The following is a 22903-nucleotide window of genomic DNA, read 5'->3' on the forward strand; positions in this document are numbered from 1 at the left end:
TCCATAACTGAAATAGCTACCTTTATGATAACATATCCTGAAAGCAATCAAGAAGCTTTTAAATAATTGCTTGAGTTCAAAGAGTTTACTTTGACTCCATGAGGCTAGAAATCATGGGATTTCCGGTGAATCTGGATGGTTCCCTCAAAGGCTCCTTTCGTCCCTAATTGTTGTATAACATCGAATTTGAGCTGAAAGGAGTTTAATTTTTGGGAAAATGGGAGGAAAAAATAATGAAAATGATTGAGGGACAACACTTGGAGCATGAATGGCTTAAGAGGCTTATGAAGAACGACATGGTAACAGGATCGGAGGCACTTGTCAGAAGCTTGTTGATTGAAGGTGTGGAAAGTGTCTTTGGGATTCCAGGAGGAAGTGTCCTGAATATTTACGACGCCATTCATGATATTCCAGAGTTTAAACATATTTTAGCTCGTCATGAGCAGGGGGCAATTCATGCTGCAGACGGCTATGCACGCGCTACAGGAAAAGTTGGGGTTTGCTTTGCAACATCGGGACCAGGGGCGACTAATCTTGTTACAGGTATCGCTACTGCTAATATGGACTCTGTTCCATTAGTAGTGATTACAGGAAATGTTCCGACGCCACTACTTGGTACTGATGCGTTTCAGGAAGCGGATATTACCGGGATCACAATGCCTATTTCCAAGCACAACTTTTTAGTTCGTGATGTCAATGAGTTACCAAAGATCATTCATGAAGCATTTTATATAGCTTCCACGGGACGAAAGGGGCCGGTTTTGATCGATATTCCAAAGGATGTGTCGAGCCAAAAGATGATCTTTCAATATCCGTTAGATAATCCTAAGATTCGGGGATACCACTCGGATATTCATCCAAATTTAACTCAAATCGACAAGTTACTCATGGCTATCAAAGAAGCTGAACATCCAGTCATTCTGGCTGGCGGGGGCGTTATATATTCAGACGCATCCAAGGAATTACTCGAATTTGTAGAAAAAACCCGGATACCAGTTACGACGACATTACTTGGTTTAGGAGCATTTCCAAGTGCACATGAATTATGGATGGGCATGCCGGGGATGCACGGAACATACACAGCGAATAAAGCCTTACAAAATTGTGATCTTCTCATTAGTATTGGAGCACGCTTTGACGACAGAGTAACGATGAAAACTAGCGGATTTGCTCCTAAAGCGAAAACTATCGCGCATATCGATATCGATCCAGCAGAAATTGGGAAAATCGTTCAAACGGCGATCCCTTGTATTGGCGATGTGAAATCCGTGCTTCAACAGGCTAACGTTCATGCGAAACCGGCAAAATCAGAAGCATGGCTGACAGAAATTCAAGAAAACAAAAGAAAGTATCCTCTTCGTTACACGGATTCGGAAATAACTTTAAAGCCACAATTCGTTATGGAATTGATCAGCGAAACGACCAATAGCGAAGCAATCGTCACTACGGACGTAGGTCAGCATCAAATGTGGGCTGCTCAGTTTTATAAGTTTAAGCATCCGCGTTCGTTCATTACCTCGGGTGGACTTGGAACAATGGGCTTTGGTTTACCTTCGGCAATAGGGGCACAAGTAGGTTGCCCAGACCGACTCGTGGTGTCCGTGAATGGCGACGGAGGGATCCAAATGAATGCACAAGAGCTTGCGATTTGCGCTATTCATAACATTCCCGTGAAGATCGTTATTCTGAATAATCAGGTCCTCGGCATGATACGGCAATGGCAAGAAATCATTTACGATAGTCGCTTTAGTCATATGGACCTCTCTGGCAGTCCGGATTTCGTAAAACTAGCAGAAGCCTATGGTGTTAAAGGGCTCAGGGCAACAAACAAAGAAGAGGCTCGTAAGGTGTGGAAAAATGCTCTGGAAACACCAGGCCCCGTGCTTATTGATTTTGTTGTTACTCAGGATGAGAATGTTTTTCCAATGGTTGCCCCGGGTTCCACGATAGATGAAATGATTATGGGGGATGAGAGATGAAACGTCATACGATAGCTGTTCTTGTAAACAACCATCCGGGTGTATTACAGAGAGTTGCTGGATTATTCGGACGCCGCGGTTTCAACATTGACAGTATAACTGTAGGTCAGTCAGAAGAACCTGGATTGTCCCGAATGATCATTGTGACATCCGGGAATGATAAAACGCTCGAACAAGTACAAAAGCAGCTTAATAAACTAATCGATGTTATTCAAATTGTTGAATTAACTGCTTATCCGCTGGTTGAACGCGAGCTTGCACTTATTAAAGTAAGTGCTGTGTCTAAAGTGAAACCAGTTATTTTGAGTATTGTTGAACCCTTTCGTGCTTCTATAGTCGATTTAGGATTGGAAAGTCTGATCATTCAAGTTATTGGAGATCAAGATAAGATTAACTCATTAATTGAGCTGCTGAGACCCTATGGCATCTTGGAACTAACTCGTACAGGTTTGACGGCTATGACTCGCGGAGAAGTCGTAGGTGATTTACTATCTAATACACCATTAACATGTTAACCAACGAGTATAGAATCAAAGTGGACAATAAAAATGGAAGGTAGAGATAACATGAAAACACTACATCATGACACTGAGTTAGACAATGCCATTTTTTTTAGCCATTATGTAATGGTCATGAAGGACGGAAGAATGATCGGAGGAGGTACTATTGAAGCATATTCTTACAATGAGGTACAGGTGGGAAACAGACAATATTCACGTACAGAATCAACCTTTATTGTTTCACCAGCTCCTCAAATCTCAATTAATTTCTAATACAGATCAATGATAAGTCAAAGTGGATCTGTGTTTGTTTGAGTTGCATGAAATTAATAACCTAAGGAACCGCCTAGAGGCGATTCCCTTATTTCGAGTCCAATTGAACGAAAAGTAGAGAATGATTTCCCGGTTAGAAAGTCTAAGAAAATCGAGCCTAGTTTTGAAACGTACTTTGTTCCGCCAACTTTAATTTAATAATATGATTTGATAATAAGTCCATAAACAGCCGGGTAGCCTGGCTTAAATATTTATCTTTATGGTAGATGATGCCAATTTCCCTGCTTAGCGTTGGATTCACGATTTTTATTGCTTTTAACTGTGTGTCGTTGTAGATTTTCAAGTACGTTCTAGATAGGGCTGTCACTCCAGCGCCAGCTTTTACAAGGCTAATAATGGTTTCGATCGCAGTCGTTTCGATGATTGGCTCAAAATTAAAGCCACAGCTGCTGCTGGTTAAATCCATAATTTGGCGGCATTTGTGCGTTTGGGGGAACAAGATTACCGGATATTTGGTGATTTCGTCAAAATTAATGCTCTCTCGTTCGGCCAAAGAATGGTCGTTAGAAACCGTCAAATAAATATCTTCCTTGTATAAGGGGTGTTTGCGAATACGTTCATCTTCGATAGGAAGAATTGTGATCGCCAAGTCAATTTGATTCTGAATGACTCGTTCTACAATATCGTCGAAATTGACGATTTTAATTTGCACTTCAGGATAAATATTGTGAAAATCGATCAACAAAGACGAAACGAGCTGAGTTAGCTCTCCGGGGAGTGCACCAATGGATAAAGTTCCGCGGGTAACCTTTTGAAGCTCCATAATTTGCACTTTGACATTCTTTAAGGAAGAAAAAATCACTTTGCATTCGCTTAAAAGAATTTTACCTGCTTCAGTTATCGCAATTTTTTTACCGATGCGGTCGAATAGTGGAACCCCAAGCTCATCCTCTAGCATCTTGATTTGATGACTTAACGTCGGCTGACTCATACCCAGTTTCTTTGAAGCCCTTGTGAAATGCAATTCTTCACAAATTGCCGAAAAATATTCCAGTTGACGAAACTCCATTGATATACCTCACTTTGATGTTCATCTAGACAAATTGTAGTATGTACTATGTGAAAAAATAGTATTTCTAAATACTCCTTATTTGTAAAAAAGAAAAAGTAAATGATCAATATAATTAATGATAACAATAGAAAGTCGAATATTGATACTTTTCATCAATTAATGAATAATGATAGTTAGGTTAGATAAAGGAGTGATTTTATCATTTATACAACGTATACCTTTAAAGTGCAAGCACATTAATTTCTTGCATCGCTTCAAGAGGCGCAATTACTTGCAAGAAGTTTTTTAGAATTTAAGTCGGTTTGAAGAAAAATTAATATCTGCTTTAACCAAAAATTAAAGCAAATAATAGTAGATTAAACTACCTTTTAATAGGTAAATTAGAGGGCGATAAAAATGAGTTTTCAAGGGAAAGTGGTAGTAATTACTGGTGGAAGCAGCGTAATTGGAAAAGCTACGGCAATTGAAATGTAAAACGAGGAGCAAACGTAGTTAAAAATGGCCGCCGTGAACAAGCATTAGCTTAAGGATATGAATTGCTCTGTTGTGCTTATTGCAGCATTCGGGAGAGATTTGTAAAAAACGTTTAAAAGCATGACAAATAATTATTAAAGAAAGTAGTGACTATCATCCATGCAAAGCATAACTGCCGTACAGAAACAAAAAAGCATCGGTTCAATTCAATTTTTGCCCGTTAACCTATTTGCGTCGGTAATGGGAATTTCAGGTCTATCATTGGCTTGGAGAGAAGCAAGCAAGCTATTCGGCACTTCCACCATCATTGCTGATATTATAGGAATTATTGCATTTGTAATTTTTATCGCTTTAAGCATAGGTTATATTTCAAAATGGGTTTTATACCCGCAGAAAGTCAAAACTGAATTTATGCATCCCATCGTGGGTAATTTTTTCGGTACGATCACGATTGCTATACTCTTGCTTTCCTCCGTGATCGGCATCTACAGTCAAATATCGGGGCAAGTGATTTGGATCATCGGAGCAGTATTGGCATTAGCTCTTTGTTTTGTTTTCGTTGCACGCTTGTTGAACGGGAATCACGAGCCGCTTAACAAGGTTCCGGCCTCGCTGGTTCCTGTGGTAGGGACCCTTGATATTTCGGTTGCCGGGGGGACAATGCCGTTCCCATGGGCGCATGAATTTAATTTATTTACCCTTGCAATCGGTGGAACCGTCGCTTTAGTATACTTCACGTTGATCCTATCCAGATTGATTCATCACGCTCCAATGCCAGCAGGATTAACGCCTTCCATGATAATCATGATTGCACCGTTTGAGGTTGGTTTTCTTGGCTATACGAACTTTGAGCAGGGAATTGATCAGTTCGCCTCCATTTTGTTTTACTTTGGTCTGTTCTTGTTCACTGTCTTGTTCTTCAAAGTATTCAAAAAGTCCATCCCGTTTGGCGCTTCTTGGTGGGGTGTAAGCTTTCCAATTGCTGCCCTCAGCAATGCCGCTTTAAAATATGCGATGTTCGTGGATTCATGGCTGTTAATCGCCATTTCCGCAATCATTCTGGCTTTGCTCAGTATCGTTGTGGTCGTTCTCTTTATTCGAACAATAAAGGTGCTATTTAATGGGAGTCTGCTTAAAGGATAATCATGAATTGCTCCACATGCATTCGCTGAATGCCGTCAACCTGTAATACGCTGATGTACAAGCCCATCAATTTCTAGCTGGTATTGAATAGTTGGGGTCTTCTTTTTAGATAATAATAAGGTAAATTACGACCTCCTTAGTTTTAAAAATATTCCAAAATAAATGATATGAAATGGAGCGAACAAAATGAAAACTTTAGTAATTGTTACTCACCCGAACATCGAAGCATCTAACTGGAATAAAGCATGGGTGGAGGAGTTACAAAAGCATGATGATATCACCATTCATGAGCTTTATAAAACGTACCCTGATGAAAATATAGATGTTTCTAAAGAGCAGCAATTGATTGAGTCGCATGATCGAATTATTTTTCAATATCCGCTTTACTGGTACAGTACGCCACCATTACTCAAAAAGTGGTTTGACCAAGTATTACTTTATGGTTGGGCTTATGGACCGGACGCTACTAAGATAAAAGGGAAAGAAATAGGTGTTGCAATTTCAACATATGGTACTGAAGCATCGTATCAAGCAACCGGGTCTAATCGCTTTACACTTCAAGAAATATTGCGACCAGTAGAAGCACTTGCTCATTTTATTAGTGCCACATACCTGCCTCACTTTTCGCTAAACGACACCTCGGACGTCACGGAAGAGCGACTAGCAAAGAGCAGTAAAGATTATATTCATCATATTAAAACTGTGAAGCCAGCAGTAGTGCATTCATGAAAGATTTAACCATTTTTTCCAATGATTAAGAAGATATACACGGCTTATTTTGAAGATGGTATTAATTACGGTGGGCAAAAACTAAAACTTATCGTTACACCGACGAAAAACCAAACAACAGTCCAAAGATTTTTGAATAAATCTTTGGACTGTTATTTATTTCTACATTGGCCTTACTTATAAATTTAATTGATTTTGGGCGCTTTACGGCGTTGACGTATACTGCCTATCATCCATAAAAACGTAAAGCTGCGGCAGGCATTATTTTACATTAAATAATTACATTTAACGTTGACACTATAACATCTTAAGTTGATTTTTCTGCATCTTAAGTAAAAACGCTTTCAAATAAAGAAAACCTTGTTATAATTGTAAGCGCCCCCAAAAGTGAATCGTATTCATCCAGTCATCCAAAGTGTTTACTTATCTATTTCGATGACAGCAAATTGTTTTAAATTCTGGAGTTCTGATGTTAAAGATTTGTAGTTAATAAGGATTCAAGATTAATTAAAAGTTGCGTTATCGTATATATTAAGGTTACTAAATATCTTTCTTGTTTATGGCAATTCTAGACGCTTTCAAATAATAAATATGGCATGACAATTTTGAGGAGGATAATAATGACTCAATCCGTTGAACGTGCGAAAACGCGAAGCATCGCAAGCAATATCTTCAAAGGTTCGGTTGGAAATTTGATAGAATGGTACGACTGGTACGTCTATACTGCTTTCGCTGTGTATTTCTCGGCACAGTTCTTCCCAAAGGGGAACCCGACAAGCCAACTGTTAAATACAGCAGCGGTCTTCGCTGTAGGCTTCTTAATGCGCCCGATAGGGAGCCTGTTGCTTGGTCGATATGCCGATCGTCATGGCCGCCGTGCTGCGCTAACGCTTTCCATATCAGTTATGGCTGGAGGCTCGCTGATCATTGCTTGCACGCCTAGTTTTGGCACCATTGGCGTGCTGGCCCCCATTATCTTGGTTCTTGCTCGCCTACTTCAAGGATTGTCAGTAGGTGGAGAATATGGAACGTCGGCAACGTATTTATCCGAGATGGCCAGTAGTGGCCGCCGTGGATTCTATTCGAGTTTCCAATACGTAACACTTATTGCCGGACAGTTGGTGGCACTCGGAGTCCAGATCATCCTACAGCAAATGCTGAGCGAACCTGACATGAAATCTTGGGGCTGGCGGATTCCTTTTGTCATCGGAGCAATGGGGGCATTGACCGTATTATGGCTGCGTCGCACGATGGACGAATCAGAGCAGTTCTCGAAAATGAGTTCTGAAAGCCGTGATAACGCCGGGACTGTTCGGGCTCTGATGAAGCACCCCAAGGCAGTGCTGACAGTGATTGGACTAACTCTCGGGGGAACCGTTGCTTTCTATACTTACACGACGTATTTACAAAAATTCATGGTGAATACTGTGGGACTACACAAAGAGACTGTGAGTTGGATCAACTTTATTGCATTGCTGGTATTTGTCATACTTCAGCCGCTCGCTGGCATGCTATCCGACCGAATCGGTAGACGCCCGCTGTTGATCAGTTTCGGTATCCTTGGAACATTATTAACAGTGCCGTTGTTCCTGATCATGGAACACACGAAGAGCCCTACCGGTGCTTTATTGCTCATGTTAGTGGGTCTCATTATTGTTACCGGTTATACATCTATCAATGCAATCGTGAAAGCCGAACTCTTCCCGACAGAAATCCGTGCACTTGGCGTGGGTTTCCCATACGGACTCACCGTCGCGGTTTTTGGCGGGACCGCGGAATTCATCGCATTATGGTTCAAAAGTATTGATGTCGAGTCGCTCTTTTACTATTATGTAGCTGTCTGTATTGCCATAAGCTTCTTTGTTTATTGGCGCATGGGAGAGTCTTCAAAAGTTTCCCGAATAGAAGCCGAACTCGACGCTAAACATTAAAAAATTGATAACAAGTTAATTTGCACTATAGTCAAAAATACTGCGTCTTTATGCATCTTGAAACTAACCGTAAATGACTCGGGGGAGAGGTCGTAGTTGATTTACTAAGTTTTACTGCAATGATGACTAACCAAATTCCACAGAAATAAGATAGGAAAAGAGAGATCATGGTATGAACGATTCAGTTGTAACAAAAATAACGAAAAGCTCAAAAAGGAAGTCACTATTTCATTTTACGAGAGTCCGAAACTTGCCTTCAATTGTGCATCTCGATGCTTTGTATTCATGTAATAAGGTTGATCCTACTTTATCGAATGAAAGACGGATAGTGAGTAGAGAAATTCATTTTCACGGAAATGTTTTTATAGCAAACGCTCATCTACGAATTGCAGATCAAGTTATGGATGCAAAAACAACTCATCGGCAATTTCATAATTATCTTGATCAGCACGTATTTTTTTGGCCGACGCAAAGAGATTGTCAAAAAATGCTGGAAATTTATTCAAGAAGAGAACCAGATGAAGCATTTGCTATCCTTCAATTGGATGCACATTCATTGCTTTGTGACTTCTATGACACTGTTAAGTTGTCTAAGTACGATTCGGGAAGCTCACCTCGTTACCCAACTCGTTGTTCCTATAAAAAAAGTTTGCAAATGTTTTTGCCACTAGACCAATTCGAGATCGTGAGGGAAAATGATGTGCCTTCAAAACCTTCTGAGATACGCGAGGTCCTTGTGGAAGAAAAGGTAACGAACCTATCCCGTTATTTACAGGCCGTTTATTGCAAAAATATGGAGGAGATTCCCGAAAGATGGAGGAAGTATGTACAATCTTTTCAGGATTTTAAGAATCGAGTTATGTAGGATCGCGTAATAAGGGATGGTGCCATTATTAAAGATACTACATGGCTTTGAAAATCTATCAACTTATTTTATTGGTGATCTGCTTCGTGAATCTGTGGGATAAATGTGCGTTGTAGTTCTGGAGAAAATTGCATAGTTAACTACATAAGGGGGGGCAATAAAATTTTACACTAAAAACGGCATTAGCCAAGGTAAAGATAGCCGAAGAATTTTGGTATAGTAGGGGCCCAGAAAGAGTATCGATAGCCTGCAATTCCGTTTGTTTCAATCGAAACGAGTTTAAGGAAGAGAGACCAAAAAAATTTTTAAATTCAGGGTAACTTCGGAGGGTACTTGGTGTTCTCGCCCGCGAAGGATTTCTGAAAACGCGAGAAAGGTGTTATGGCGGATGCCGGCTGAGGAAAGCAACTGAGTCGATTACTCGGCCGAAGTTTACAACGTATTTCAGGTCGGGAGTCCACTTATTGTCGGAAAACATTGAAATGTTAAACGAAGGCGTATAAAATTCACTCGTCAACGAATAATAAAAAAAGTTAGCCCTTAAATATTCGTCATAGTAAATGAACTGGTCTCGAAAAGGAGAAGTATTGAAATGGTTTGGAATATCCTAAAATCCAGAAGTTTTTTATCAGCTTACATTGTAGTTATTCTCATGCTTATTGGTGCTGTAGTTTTACAACAAAGGGATATTCTCTTCCCGGAAATCGCTGGTATGGCCATGGGAGTTATGGTGTTTCCAGTACCGGATTGGATGAAAAAGCCAGTTCACCTGTGGCTTTCCCCAACATTAGCTGCATTCATGGGTACTTCTTTGAACTATTTGTCCCTAACGCCTCTGCTGAAAATATGGTTTGGTCTTGTGATTATTGTCATTCTATTGCATATATTTCGCGTCAATTTTGGACCAACGATTCCTGCTGGATTGTTGCCGATTTTTTTAGGTCTACATGACTATGTTTTTGCAATCACAACTGCTGTCTTTACGTTTGTGATTATGTTAGCCGCTTTTAGATTGAGAAATCCAGAAAAGTTGCCTGGTGGTCCGATGAATTTTCGAAAGAAAACGGATACGGTTATCATAACCATTGTTTTAGGCCTTTGGATTGGGCTGGCATTCGCAACAAGACTAGAAGTATTAGTGGTTCCACCTGTATTTGCCCTGATTTTTGAGGTGTTTCATGCTGAGAAATTCACTTGGAAATTGATTCCACCCCGTTTAGCGGTATTGACGATAACGGCCATTCTTTCAGTCGGAGTCTATCAATTGTTGGCAGGTTCAATCATTTGGGTTGGTGTCGTTAATGTTTTGATTACACTCATTCTTTGTAATTTGTTTAAAGCACCTGTTCCTGTTGCATTTGGTGTCTCGTTGATGCCACTTATATTCCCAGAATGGGGGACCTGGGGTTTTCCAGTTGGTGTCTTTGTCACAACAGGAGTTTTGATGTGTATTTCTGCAGCATACCGTCAGTACAGAAACAAACAAGCGATACGAGACACAGCTGTGTGAACAGAATGTAACCATCATAAGTATCCAGAACCCCCACCTAGTAGTCAGATGGAAGCCAGAGTATGGTGAATTTGAGGGATACGGCAGATATCCGGCAGGGAAGAGGACCATGGCATAAATGGCTTAAGCGCCTTCGGAGCCTGAAGGTCCGAACGATGGACGGCCGAACAGATGTGTCGGGTGACAAGAACATTGTCCTATTTAGTCGGCTAACGACATGAAAATACCCACAACGAAACCTTGTCAAATCAAGGTTTTTTTGCTTTTACGGTTTGAAAGTGCTGAAAATTGAAAATGGGGATGATTTCTACGCGGTTTCGTTCTGCTTTACTGTGAAGTAGTATATTTGGTGAAGGAAAAGCAGCTTATTATTTTGCGTCGCGAACACTGAAAAGGCTGACTTTTTGAACGCAGGTGGTGCTGCAAACCGGGGTATTCAACTAAAAGGGCAGATTAGTTTGGCTATTGACAAAATATACCTTCTCATCTATTGTGCATATATATTCAATTTTCTGTATCTATATAAAAGTTGAGAATATAACAAGTGGAAAGAAGGTCATTGAATGAACTTACCCTCTATTATCCAAAACGAAATGAACAAACAACTAAAAAGAATAGAAACATGTTTAAATTTATTGTCTGAAGAACAAATTTGGAATAGATTTAAACCAGGTATGAATAGCATTGGTAACTTATGTCTACATTTGGCAGGGAACGAATATCAACATTTTTTGAGCGGAATTGGTGGTATACCATTCGTTCGCACAAGAACGAATGAGTTTACAAAAAACTATGGAATGTCGGGAATTGAATTGATAAAACTGCTCAATGATGTCAGAATAAAATCATCTAATGTTCTTGAACATATATTGGAAACCAGTCTTGATAAAGTCGTCACCATTCATTATTCAAACGAAGATTGGAACAGCATGGTGGTTCGTCCCAGCTATGAAACACAAGCCAGTTATTCTAAATCAATCAAAATAATTCTGATTCATGTTTGTGAACATTATAGTTACCATACCGGGCAAATTGTTACCCTTACTAAATTATTAAGTGATAATCAACATAATATTACCGGAACGTATCATTGAATGTACTGCAGGATGAATACAAGATCATCATACGGTTTTGTGCTATACAAGCGGTAGAATTGTTACGCTAACGCGAAACGATAGAGAAGGGATACAATTCAACCCTAAATCTATAGCAGAATTAGAAGAGTTGTCGGGTGACAGTAAATAGTCCGATTAATATCCGCCTAAATGGCGGATTTTTATTTTTTATCTGATCATATTTTTATCATTTCTTAATGTCAAGAATATGATCCGATTGCCGATCTAGACCAAGACCGTTGATAATCAGCACAAAACGGTTCCAAATGATCATGTGAGCACATGCCGCTAATATATATATAGGTAGTAATCGAGGCGGGAGAAACAAATTAATCGTAATTCGAAACGAGGGGGGTGTAAGAATTGCTAAGCAAAAATCATTTAAAACTTGTCGTAATCATCTTAGGTGTAGTGGTTTTTAATATCGCGGTCCTTTCACCTGGGATTATTGGGATAGAGATCGGCGGTAGTGCTCTTGGAACTGCTTCAGGTGTGACAATAATTTTTGCCAGTATCCTCGCTCTATCGTACGCGACCAACGTGTTGATCTTCAAGCTACCGTCAGTTAAACCAGTAAAAGAAATCAGGACTCACAATGAATATATAGATGCCCTTTCTCATTATAAAGGAGTCAAAACATTGCATAGCGATATTGGGCTAGCCCTTCGGCAGCTCGAGCGTCTTAGAAAAAGAATGGAGACCCTGTTAGGAATTTTAAATCAAAGGTTTGATCCTAATGAACTCACTTATAAGAAATTCACTTCTGTGGCGCAAGAAGTCGAAAATTTGTTCTATCTCAACATTCGCAGCATACTGGGCAGAATGCATGTATTCGATGAGAACGAGTACAAGATTGTCATGCTCAAGGAATCGTCGAGGTTACCTTCAGATCTCATCGCAGAAAAGACGATGGTGTATAACGAGTTCCTGTCGTTCGTTAAAGATTCTCTCGGTACAAACGAAGAAATATTGTTGAAAATAGACAAACTTTTGATGGAAATCTCACGATTGGACAGTTTAGAACTTGCTGACATAGAGCAGATGCCGTGCATGCAAGAAATAGACTCGTTGATAAAACAAACAAAACACTATAAGGAATAAGAGGTGACTTAGATGAAAAATAAGAGAAATTTGTTCCTCATATCGGGTATTATCATTGTTTTAGTATTCGGACTTGTATATGCAGGTGTGAAACTGACTGCAAATCTTGGGAAATCCAGTGTTCAAGTCGCAGCTGAAAATGCTGGAGAACGGTTATCCGAACTTTTCTCCGATATATCTATTGCCACGGATAAGCCTGTAAAGGGACAGATAGACCTTAATCCGGCTGATGTAGCTGAAACGCTTCCGGATATCTCGAAGTTTCCAATAACAGTGGGAAGCACAACGGATAATTTTGTTGAGATCTTCTCCTCTACAGAAAAGTCGGGGACCGGCGTTGATGGTTGGTTAACCGAAGTGGCAACGGAGTTCAATCAAGCCAAGATTGAAGTAAACGGCAAACTAGCTTCCGTGAAGATACGTAATATTGCTTCAGGTACTGCGACGGACTATATCAAATCCCGCAAATACATTCCTGACGCATTCACTCCATCCAACGAGTTATGGGGAGAAATCGTAAAGGCAAATGGCATCAAGACTCAGTTGATTACGAAACGTTTAGTAGGAAACGTGCCGGGGATCGTCATTTCAAAGGCAAAACATGATGCTTTGGTAGAGAAGTACGGATCAGTGAATGTCAAAACCATCACAGAAGCGATTTCCAATAACGAGTTCGCAATGGGATATACCGATCCATTCGCAAGCTCTACTGGCCTGAACTTTCTCGTTACTGCTCTGAACACCTTCGACAGCTCCAACATATTGGGGGAGAAAGCAGTTAAAGGCTTCGAGAAATTCCAGTCCAATGTACCGTTCACCGCGTCCACAACAATCCAAATGCGTGAAGCTGCCAAGTCTGGCGCTCTAGACGGGTTTGTCTTGGAGTATCAGACATATGTCAACGCGGCGGACCTTATAGGTAGCTATGTGTTCACACCATTTGGCGTTAGGCATGATAGCCCACTTTATGCATTAGGGGACCTGCCACAGAATAAACTCGATGTAATAAAGAAATTTGCTGAATTCGTAACACAAGAGAAATATCAAAAAACAGCGAAAGAAAAGGGTTTTAACGGCCTCGAAGATTACAAGTCTGAACTCGCACCTGTTGATGGTAAACTTCTAGCTTCTGCTCAAAAAGTATGGAAAGAAAAGAAGAATGGCACCAAACCAATTGTCGCGGTATTTGTAACGGATGTTTCCGGAAGCATGGCGGGGGCGCCGCTCAATCGCCTCAAAGAGTCTCTATTCAAGGGACAGAAATACTTGGGCAAAGACAACAGCATCGGTCTGGTTTCTTACTCCAGTGGTGTAACAATCAAACTCCCGATCGCGAAGTACGACACAAATCACCAGTCCATGTTCGTCGGCGCGGTCAATAGCCTTCAGGCGAGTGGTGGAACGGCAACCTTTGACGGTATTATTGTTGCCTTAAAGATGATTCAAGACGAATTGGCTGTTAATCCGAATATGAAGCCAATCATTTTTGTTCTGAGCGATGGCGAGACAAACGAAGGGCATTCTCTGAAGGACATAAAGGGATTAGTCGAAATCTATAAAGTCCCAATTTATACGATCGGCTATAACGCAAACATCAAAGCCCTCGAAAGCATTTCTAGTATCAACGAAGCTGCAAGCATCAATGCAGACACTGATGATGTGGTGTATAAACTCGGCAACCTGTTCAACGTCCAAATGTAATTCAAATCGAGGAGGGATTCACATGTCATTCACATTGGAAATAGCCAATCCTGAAGAAATTAAAGCAGTGATCGAACATGAGATTAAGCCGGTCCCCGAAGAATTCGCCAAGTTGAAAGAGCTCGCTAACTCTAATGTAGCTACGATCATGTCATTGGAACTTGATTCGCTCGACAAACGGAGGGAAATTCTACAATCGATCGATACATTCGGTGTAGATACAATGAAATTGTCTTCCTCTAAAAATGCGTTACTGCAAGTGTCGGTCGGTAATCTTTCAAAAGCTGGCGAAGATGGCGGGCAAGTAGCCAAGGGATTAGTAGACCTGCACACACAAATCAAAGACTTGGACCCAAGCCTCGTTGATTTCGCCAAAACCGGCATCTTTGGTAAGTTCTTCAGCCCTATTCGGAGCTACTTTCTTAAATATGAAAAGGCAGATGGCATCATTGCAGATATCATCGTTTCTTTAGATAAGGGAAAGTCCACGCTCAAGAATGACAACACCACACTGGAGTTCGAACAACAATCCTTGCGTGAATTATCCAAGAAACTTAGAAAGGAAATTCAGCTTGGAGCGCTGATGGATGAATCCATCGAGGTACAAATCGAAGCGGCAAAGATACGGAATGAAGATCCAGAAAAAATTCGGTTTATTACGGAGGAAATCCTTTTCCCCTTAAGACAGAGGGTTATGGACTTGCAAGAGATGTTGGTTGTAAACCAACAGGGCATTATGGCAATGGAACTGGTTATACGGAACAATAAGCAGATGATGCGTGTAGTCGATCGCTCAAAGACCGTAACGATTTCCGCATTGAAGATATCTGTAATGGTTGCCAGCGCCCTGTACAATCAAAATATCGCTTTGAAGAAAGTTGAGCTCTTGAACCAAGTAACTAGCAATATAATAACTGCTACTTCGCGTATGCTGAACGAACAAGGAGCCGAAATTCATAAGAAATCGATTGAATCCAACATTTCAGTTGATACCCTAAAACAGGCATTTACAGATGTAATTTCTGCTCTGGACTCGATTAGTACCTATAAACAGGAGGCTCTGCCAAAAATGCGCGAAACAATCAATGAGTTCCGCAATTTGGCTGATATCGGCGAAAAGCAAATATTGCGTCTGGAGAAGGGCAGCCAGTTATCCATATAATAGATTGAATGTCCTATAGCAGGAAAAAACAACCCGGCGCGCCAGCTGGGTTGTTGTGTAGGTTCTCTGATATTGGATTGGTGGGTCAATCAGATTTTACGGATGATGTATCATAACAGGGTACACACACACACACTGAAGCGATTGTAAGAGGACAAGAACATACATCTATAGAGATCCGCGCGCAGCGCGGTTTTATTATTTCTTACATCCTTTACCGATACTGGACAAGAACAAATATCCTTTGCCACTGAACCAAATCCAAAATTCCCTGTTTGGTGGACACCTAGAGAAACCATGTATTCAGATGATGTTAAACCCAATGATGAAGCATTGGATGAATTAAAGAATAGGCTTTTAAATGAGTTAAAGCTGCTTATTCCATATAGATTCATGAACCTTTTCAATCAACAGAGGAACCAGAACTATAGCTTAAGAGCTGCATTGTCGGGTGACAAGAATATAGTCCGATTGCCGAACCACGCCAAGAATATCGTCCGATTGCCGATAACGAGACATATACGGTGGGTCATTCCACTAACTGGCAGATTAATCCTAAAAGAATGAGAAGAATGTTTTAGTTGGTGTTGTTTGCATTACGAAAGGGATTTGGAAGATAATTGACATTGAGCGTCATAGTATGAAATACAAATTTAGGGTAATGGAGGGTTTTTAGTAATGTCGGATAACATTGCAAGCAACAAACCTGGAAAAATACACTTCATGTTATGGTCTACGCCGCCAAGAACAACTTTTTCCTCAGGATATGACCGTAGAAGAACGGAATGTTATGCACCAACACATCGCCTATTGGACTGATAAGCAAAATCAGGGGATTGCTCTGGTTTTCGGACCGGTTCGAAAACCAAACGATCCTCATGGACTCGCCATTTACCGAAATAACACTCTTCACTCTGAAGTAAGATGTAAATGGGGCTGATGCGACAAAGGTATTGGCTCCATTCCATCTGGGAAGGAAGCTCGGAAACATTCGTTCTTCGATTGTTCAGAGTGTTGGAGTGGAAGGAGGGATTCCTTTTATCCTAATTTATTGGAGTTTAGGCATATAAACATCACTTGAATTTAACATTAGCGTCAAGCAAGATAGCATCCCAATTAAAATAAAACATAAGGAGATAGAGATATGACGGAATTCTGGGAATCAAGTTTTATAGAAAAACAAACGATGTGGGGATTTGAACCTACAGACTCCGCAATCGTGACAAAGGACTTTTTCCTTGAAAGGAATGTTAAGGACATACTGGTACCAGGTATTGGATATGGCAGAAATGCAAAATGCAAAGGTTTTTATTGACAATGGAATAAAAGTAACAGGTATTGAGATTTCAAAAACAGCGATTGATTTGGCGAGGCAAAACGGGCTTGATATTAGTATTTTTCATGGTTCAGTAACTGACATGCCTTTTGATCACAAACTCTATGACGGTATATTTTGCTATGCACTTATTCACTTATTGAATAATCGTGAGAGAGATAAGTTTATTAAAGATTGCTATAATCAGTTAAAGCCAAATGGATATATGATTTTTACAACTGTTTCAAAAAAAGCCCCAATGTTTGGAAAGGGGCAAACAATTGGATAAAGACTATTTTGAGATAATGGAAGGCGTAAAAATGTTTTTTTATGATTCTGACTCCATAATACAAGAATTTGAAAAATATGGACTGGTAGAATTTTCAGAAATTGACGAGCCAAGTAAGAATATAAAAAATAAACCTCCAGTAAAATTTATAATTATAAGATGTAAGAAACAGTTAGCTTCGGGTTATAAAAGTTAGCCAGTTAATGCACCAGAGAACAGGAATTAGTTCAAGAGGCAATCCAGGAGATGATTCAAAAGTACGATTCTTCGGGTTATAAAGAATTTACAGAGTGACATATTCACAAAACCCGTATTTTATACATATGTATGAACATCTTTAGTTAGTCCTTATTGTTGTGTTAGTGTTGTCATGTCGGATGACAAGAACATTGTCCGATAACTGACAAGAACATTGTCCGATTATCTTTTCCTTCCATTTTCTTTTTAAAAAAAGAATACGCCGCGTTCCCAAACGTGGCGCGGCTTAATAATGCAAGTATTTAGTTGGAGCACATAAGCCTAATACATATTTATCAATATCCTTAGATTCACTTTCAAAATTTTCTGGATAGTTTGATCCATAATATCTCATGGAATATGCTAGAGGTGTATGCCTTTTTTCTTTCATTTGATTTATCTTTTTATTTTGCTGGTTCGGACATTCTAAATCTCTCATTGATTCATTATTGTTCTTTTTGAACTGAAAAAATGTAATCGGTACTCTACTCGCTAAATCTTTTGGATGCCTAATAACAATGAATGGTATTGTGTCATTAACCAAAGACTCGTAGAGTTTGCTAGTTGGAGCAAATTTTTGTTTAGCTCCACTTTCAGAACACATTCGAAATGCATTTAATGAACTAGTTAAAAAAGCAGCTGCAACTTTCTGTACTAACCATTTCAACTCGAATGGTTTCTCTCTTTGAAAGTTGAATGAATTTTGCAGGAAGCTCCCAAGTAGTTCTTGTTGTTCATCGTAGAAATATCTATCGATAAGCGCAAATGAATGAAGATTCTCCCTCCTATATGCACCCATCTTATGTTCGTAGAAATTCTCATAGCCCAATATAGATTGTTTCCACAATATATATGCATAAGCATGAGGACATATTGGCGGGAAAGGTTGATTCTCCTGTTTTAAGACGTTTTGAAACCGTTCAATACATGCTTCATGTCCTCTGAGAGCAGTTCCCTTATGTACTTATCAATCGCTTTAAAAACTTGTCTGGAGTTCTCATACATGAAATCATAGAACTCCTGATTTTCGTAATCCTTGAATGTGTTAATTAACATTCGTGAATTTATGCGATCAGGCTTCTGAGTTCGGTGAGTGGGAACATTTAATCTCGCACGGTTCCATGATTGGTACTTGGGATTAAAATCAGTTTTACATACCACTCCTTCTTCTTCGTTGATAAAAAACGATTCATCGAGGGCGTGGATCAAGTACGCTAAGACATTCTTGTTGTTTATTGCGTACGCTGGGATAAACAAATGACTCATAATATCAGATTTTGTTTTTGATAAGTCTAACCATTTTTGAGTCTGACTGCAGTTAATTGTGGTCTGAGCACTTCCCCAGTGCGTCCAACGATTGCTTAAATTAGTAAATCTGTGACCACATTTACATGTAAATGGCGCAGTTAATTTTTTGTCTGACAACAAGAATGGTATGTTCGAATTGCAGTTCGGACACTGGTTTACTAGTGATGTAAGATGAAATGGGCAATGATGAAGCAACACAAATTGATGCAATATACTGTGATAACCTGACTCCAAACATTGAGTGCACCATGTCAAGTTAGCTCTAAGCCAGTTATATCGGTCATAAGATAAATTGACTTCTAAATCAGAAATAATGCCTCGTACGTGTTGTTTCAAATCATAGTCAAGGGCAGTTTGAAGAAACTGATCATCGAATCCATCTAGAGTGCGCAAGTCACGATGGTGATCACCAATGGTACTTCCCATTATTTTGCGAACGTCGCTTATGCCATATTTTTTGAGTAACTCGGACCTCTTCACTAAATTAGCGTAGCAAAATTTCTCGAATATAGACCACGGTGATTCAAAGGGCTTGATCCACTCACGATTCCATACAACCTGCGTCATACATTAACTCCCTCCTTCAGCTAAACCCATATAGATCTCAGATTGAATGTAACCGGATCTATTGATGGCCTCCCTCCAATGGTTCAAAGTGAGCCACTCTGCTCTGTTTCCATTAATCCCAAACTCTTTAAGGGCATTTTCAACAGTTAGCGCGAGATATTCCATTGGCAACTCTATCTTCTTTTTCAAATGATACTCTTGCCTTATCTCAAGAAAGAGCTTGTACAACTCCTTTCCAAAATCGCGCAATCGCTTTCCTTCATTGTAGGCCTCGGGAAAAAAGTATCTGGTAAACGTCCAGCCACTTCCCTCTGGATATTCAGTGATGTCATAACTATACAGGCATGCGGAAAGCTCTTTATCTGTCTGCATGCCATGGTATTGATACTCGCTCGTCATGAAGCGTCCGATGATCTGCGATTTTTTATTTCTAAGAAAAAACGACCTTCTGTTTTTAAGCTCTTCTTGACCTACAGAAATTACGGTCATACAGATTTGTGCTCGTATTAATTCGTTATAAATGTCAATCAAACAATTGTATTGCCACTCCGTCATACGATGTGCCTCATCAATGAAAAGTACCACCTTCCGGAATGGTGACCTTTCCCCCTTTTCAATGAATAAGTGTACGATTTGTTTTCTAAGCTGCTGAACATCTCTTGAGGAGCCGAAATCGAAATTGAAATCATCAAGCATGTCTTTAAAGAAACTTCTCTCACTAGGAACACGACTTTGTTTACATTCAGTAATAAAGATCGGGATATCCGTGTGAAGTTCTTGGGGCAAATAGTTTAGCGCAAAAAAAGTAGCTCTAGTTTTACCAAAACGAGGATGCCCGTAAACGATCGTTCCTGGTGCTCCGTTTCTAATGATTTGCTTCAAATGATCCATTAACCTTAGGATCTCCGGGGTAGGCAACGTATAGAGCCCTATTTCAATTGGATGAGTTCCTACCGGTACGTTTGGGCGGTCCATATTTTATCAACTCCGTTAATGGATAATCGTCTTATACTTTGCAATTTGATCAATATCAGGGTCAACCATTGCTGCTTGGTCAGCTAACCAACGAGCGTGTTCCAGTGCATCTATTTCACCCTTCTCCTCATTCAGAACTTTAACTTGTTCATCATGCAATACACGGTTGTTCCTATCATCAATAACTTTTTTTACTTGTGCTGCTTTATTAGCCTTTAGCTTCGGTTTTTCTTTTGCCTGTTTCGCTAAATAATCATAATATGCGAATATTGGATCTTCCCCATTTGTAAAATGAAGCAGTTTTCGGATTACGAGCCTGTTGATCGCTTTTCTCATATTTAATGTATGAGGAGTAAGTGACCACTTTCCGGCAACAACTAAATATCCTAGCTCGCTTCCATCAGGTAAAAATGCTCGTAGTGTTCGAATATCATCGACATTTACGTGCAGAGTTAGTTCCGTACCGATTAAATGTGCAGAGTGAGCAAGTAGTTCACTTCGATACTCAGCGCTAAAATAGTCAATATAAGGTCTTTTCCCAGACTGGACGCTTCCACGAACAGTACGCTTAATTTCCGTCTGGAAAAATAGAAATTCAGAACGTTTCAAAGGATCGAGTAACCGTGGCAACATTCCTCTTCCCAGCCTCTGACCTAAACACTCCAATGGCGACTGATAGTATAATCCTCCATGTGGAGTTCCGTTATAGTTAGCAATGACTACTTCAATGAGTTGTTCTAAGTGTTCGTAAGTGATCTCGTACTTTATAGCAGCTTCTTCTGGATTACGACGTCTTGGATCATTAGGATCGCTACCAGTTGTGTTTAACATTCGTTGAAAACTATTTGCCTCAAGTGTTTCGAAGAAACGTTCCTTAATGCTTCTTCGCATCGGCAGATCAACAGGACCAAGATTTATTGCACAACCTACCATCTCATGGAGTCGATCTTTAACCATATTTGAAAGATGTGCTTTTGCATTATCAAAGCACATAATGTCCCATAGCGCCCACTCTAACTCAGGGTACTTTTCACTTGGATAGCCGCCACTTTCTTGGAACGTTAACCCGTCAATGCTAAGCGATATTCTTTTGTACGGCATTACGGCGTTTCGAACGCATTGCATAACATCGCTTTCATTGTATTCTTTATTTAAACTAAGTGTAGGCTTTCCAATTATGTTACGTGTTGCAATATCAATTATGGAAAGCAACCAAATCCGATCAAGCAGCCTGATGATCTCGTCTCCATCAGGTGTTGTAATGATTACAGCAAAAAGACCATCGATTCGGTGACCATCAAACTGGACTTTTTGATATGGAGTGATGGTCCTGGGATAATTTTGTTCACCTTGGCCAGAATGTTTGGCTTTCTGTTCCGCATCATGCCCAAATCGTGACGAAGACTTCCCGAAATATTTATCACGCAGCTTCCCTAAATAGCGACATAATGCGCGATATCCCCTAGTTTCCGTATTGAACGGATATTTTGTAATGTGAATATTCAGTTCTTTACATTTGTCCAGAAACTTTTTATGAATATATTTCGGACGCATGACAGGCTCAACTCTACCTTTACCCAAGTACAGATCATGAAGTAAATCGCGGATAACAGGATAAGTATCCAGCAGTAGATTAAATTCACCGGTCATCTTAGATGAAGATTGTTTTTTATCAACTATATCCAGTCTATAATCTTTGATTTTCTTTTGCGGAATTAAAGCTCTGTAACCCCACAACAATCCATTCGGATCATAGGAAATACACCTGGTGATAAAACGATGAAGATTACGTGGTTTAATGCCTGTGACCCTTTCAATATCCCTTATTGTAATTTGGCTTCCTAAATAATATTCAACCGCCTCTTTTCGTTTTAAGAATACGGCTCGATCTGCTTCGGACAGTGAATCCAAATCTACTTGTGGCCAGCAATCAAACTGAATTTGTTCAGGCAGCAAGCCTTGATCTATTAATTTAGAGCGGCTCATTCACCCACACCTCCGTTTTAGTTCCTAGTAGGCTATGATTTAGGTTTGCACGAATATGCCCTTTATAGAGATGCCAGAGGCACTCATTCCTTACGGTCATATACGACATTTTTAATTGATTAGCAATTAGCGATAAATTCATTGGCCCTTGAGATAATATGCTACGTAGATCAAGAGTCGGTTTGAACCCTACGTTGTTTTTGATGAAGGAAACGATACTAACTTTATTTTCGAGATCCAGTAAACTTGATCGAATCGTCTTCTCCGTCACCACTTTATATTCGAAACCATTTTGCTTACACCACTGCTTTTGCGCATCGATTTGACGTAAGGTTCTGGTATTTCTTAGGTCGACGGTCTTTAACTCTGATTCGTACTTAACTTCATGGATTGCTTCCCGCCCATCGCGATATTTAATCCACATGTCAAAGATAGTTGAATGCAGCTTATCATCAGTAAGGTAAGCAATTTCCTTAAACTGCTCACAATATGTAACGATTTCCGGATCGGTTTCAATTTGTAACCAATGGTCAAATTCAAGGTCGCTATACAAAATGACCTCTCTCATTCCCACTTTTGGACCCATAGAGTTCCAATAATTATTTCCGTATTTCTTGCTTCGAGGCATGATGATCGGCGTATACAATTGATTGGACAGCTCCATTCTTTCA

18 protein-coding genes and 2 pseudogenes are annotated in these 22903 nt (G+C 39.9%); 14 read left to right on the forward strand and 6 right to left on the reverse strand.

From position 1 onward, the window contains the following. The first annotated feature begins 233 nt into the window (after nt 1-233). The gene (gene ilvB, locus AC58UU_RS24770) at nt 234-1979 is read left to right on the forward strand and encodes a biosynthetic-type acetolactate synthase large subunit (protein ID WP_497319633.1); all 1746 of its coding nucleotides are present in this window, start codon (nt 234-236) and stop codon (nt 1977-1979) included. Next, entirely contained in the window at nt 1976-2494 is a 519-nt protein-coding gene (gene ilvN / locus AC58UU_RS24775) for an acetolactate synthase small subunit (protein WP_497319635.1), read from the forward strand. The genes ilvB and ilvN overlap by 4 nt, the downstream gene beginning before the upstream one ends. A 415-nt stretch (nt 2495-2909) precedes the next feature. Here ilvN and AC58UU_RS24780 read toward each other — a convergent pair whose 3' ends face one another. Continuing rightward, nucleotides 2910-3821 carry a LysR family transcriptional regulator gene (locus AC58UU_RS24780; protein ID WP_497319636.1) on the reverse strand — a complete coding sequence of 304 codons (912 nt, stop codon included), beginning with the start codon at nt 3819-3821 and terminating at the stop codon, nt 2910-2912. Nucleotides 3822-4457: 636 nt separating this feature from the next. Between AC58UU_RS24780 and AC58UU_RS24785 the strand changes: the two genes are divergently transcribed. The 12 genes and pseudogenes from AC58UU_RS24785 (at nt 4458) to AC58UU_RS24840 (ending at nt 17355) form a co-directional block, all read left to right on the forward strand. Beyond that, nucleotides 4458-5441, forward strand: coding sequence for an SLAC1 anion channel family protein (locus tag AC58UU_RS24785; RefSeq protein ID WP_497319637.1), 984 nt, complete (start codon nt 4458-4460; stop codon nt 5439-5441). A 186-nt stretch (nt 5442-5627) separates the two neighbouring features. Beyond that, complete coding sequence (locus AC58UU_RS24790) at nt 5628-6170, forward strand: NAD(P)H-dependent oxidoreductase (RefSeq protein ID WP_497319639.1); 543 nt, start codon at nt 5628-5630, stop codon at nt 6168-6170. Between the two features lie 620 nt (nt 6171-6790). Continuing rightward, nucleotides 6791-8101 carry an MFS transporter gene (locus tag AC58UU_RS24795; RefSeq protein WP_497319737.1) on the forward strand — a complete coding sequence of 437 codons (1311 nt, stop codon included), beginning with the start codon at nt 6791-6793 and terminating at the stop codon, nt 8099-8101. A 172-nt stretch (nt 8102-8273) separates the two neighbouring features. Further along, nucleotides 8274-8966 carry a DUF7002 family protein gene (locus AC58UU_RS24800; protein WP_497319641.1) on the forward strand — a complete coding sequence of 231 codons (693 nt, stop codon included), beginning with the start codon at nt 8274-8276 and terminating at the stop codon, nt 8964-8966. A gap of 176 nt (nt 8967-9142) precedes the next feature. Further along, nucleotides 9143-9286 (forward strand): annotated as a pseudogene (locus AC58UU_RS24805) (DUF1348 family protein); the annotation flags it as partial. Between the two features lie 272 nt (nt 9287-9558). Continuing rightward, nucleotides 9559-10476: a hypothetical protein gene (locus AC58UU_RS24810; RefSeq protein WP_497319643.1), complete on the forward strand. Its 918-nt coding sequence runs from the start codon at nt 9559-9561 to the stop codon at nt 10474-10476. A gap of 62 nt (nt 10477-10538) precedes the next feature. Next, nucleotides 10539-10697, forward strand: a complete 159-nt coding sequence (locus tag AC58UU_RS24815) for a hypothetical protein (RefSeq protein ID WP_497319644.1) — start codon at nt 10539-10541, stop codon at nt 10695-10697. Between the two features lie 342 nt (nt 10698-11039). Continuing rightward, a complete protein-coding gene (locus AC58UU_RS24820) occupies nt 11040-11570 on the forward strand; it encodes a DinB family protein (RefSeq protein ID WP_497319646.1) in 531 nt (176 codons plus the stop codon). Nucleotides 11571-11954: 384 nt separating this feature from the next. After that, nucleotides 11955-12692, forward strand: coding sequence for a hypothetical protein (locus AC58UU_RS24825; protein WP_497319647.1), 738 nt, complete (start codon nt 11955-11957; stop codon nt 12690-12692). Between the two features lie 12 nt (nt 12693-12704). Beyond that, on the forward strand, nt 12705-14393 hold the full coding sequence (locus AC58UU_RS24830; RefSeq protein ID WP_497319650.1) for a vWA domain-containing protein: 1689 nt from the start codon (nt 12705-12707) through the stop codon (nt 14391-14393). A gap of 22 nt (nt 14394-14415) precedes the next feature. Continuing rightward, complete coding sequence (locus tag AC58UU_RS24835; protein ID WP_497319652.1) at nt 14416-15555, forward strand: toxic anion resistance protein; 1140 nt, start codon at nt 14416-14418, stop codon at nt 15553-15555. Nucleotides 15556-16699: 1144 nt separating this feature from the next. Then, nucleotides 16700-17355 (forward strand): annotated as a pseudogene (locus AC58UU_RS24840) (class I SAM-dependent methyltransferase). Nucleotides 17356-17643: 288 nt separating this feature from the next. On the opposite strand, the gene AC58UU_RS24845 reads toward AC58UU_RS24840, so the two are convergent. From AC58UU_RS24845 to AC58UU_RS24865, 5 genes are all read right to left on the reverse strand, one after another. After that, nucleotides 17644-18225, reverse strand: a complete 582-nt coding sequence (locus AC58UU_RS24845; RefSeq protein ID WP_497319654.1) for a hypothetical protein — start codon at nt 18223-18225, stop codon at nt 17644-17646. Nucleotides 18226-18296: 71 nt separating this feature from the next. Further along, nucleotides 18297-18662 (reverse strand): hypothetical protein, encoded by a 366-nt coding sequence (locus AC58UU_RS24850; RefSeq protein ID WP_497319656.1) that lies wholly within the window; start codon nt 18660-18662, stop codon nt 18297-18299. A gap of 612 nt (nt 18663-19274) precedes the next feature. After that, nucleotides 19275-20246 (reverse strand): ATP-binding protein, encoded by a 972-nt coding sequence (locus AC58UU_RS24855; protein ID WP_497319658.1) that lies wholly within the window; start codon nt 20244-20246, stop codon nt 19275-19277. A gap of 15 nt (nt 20247-20261) precedes the next feature. After that, a complete protein-coding gene (locus AC58UU_RS24860) occupies nt 20262-22232 on the reverse strand; it encodes a hypothetical protein (RefSeq protein WP_497319660.1) in 1971 nt (656 codons plus the stop codon). After that, nucleotides 22219-22896, reverse strand: a complete 678-nt coding sequence (locus AC58UU_RS24865) for a TnsA endonuclease N-terminal domain-containing protein (RefSeq protein ID WP_497319662.1) — start codon at nt 22894-22896, stop codon at nt 22219-22221. Before AC58UU_RS24865 ends, AC58UU_RS24860 begins: the two co-directional genes overlap by 14 nt. Between the last annotated feature and the right edge of the window lie 7 nt (nt 22897-22903).

The organism is Paenibacillus sp. JT22N1, assembly GCF_059692155.1.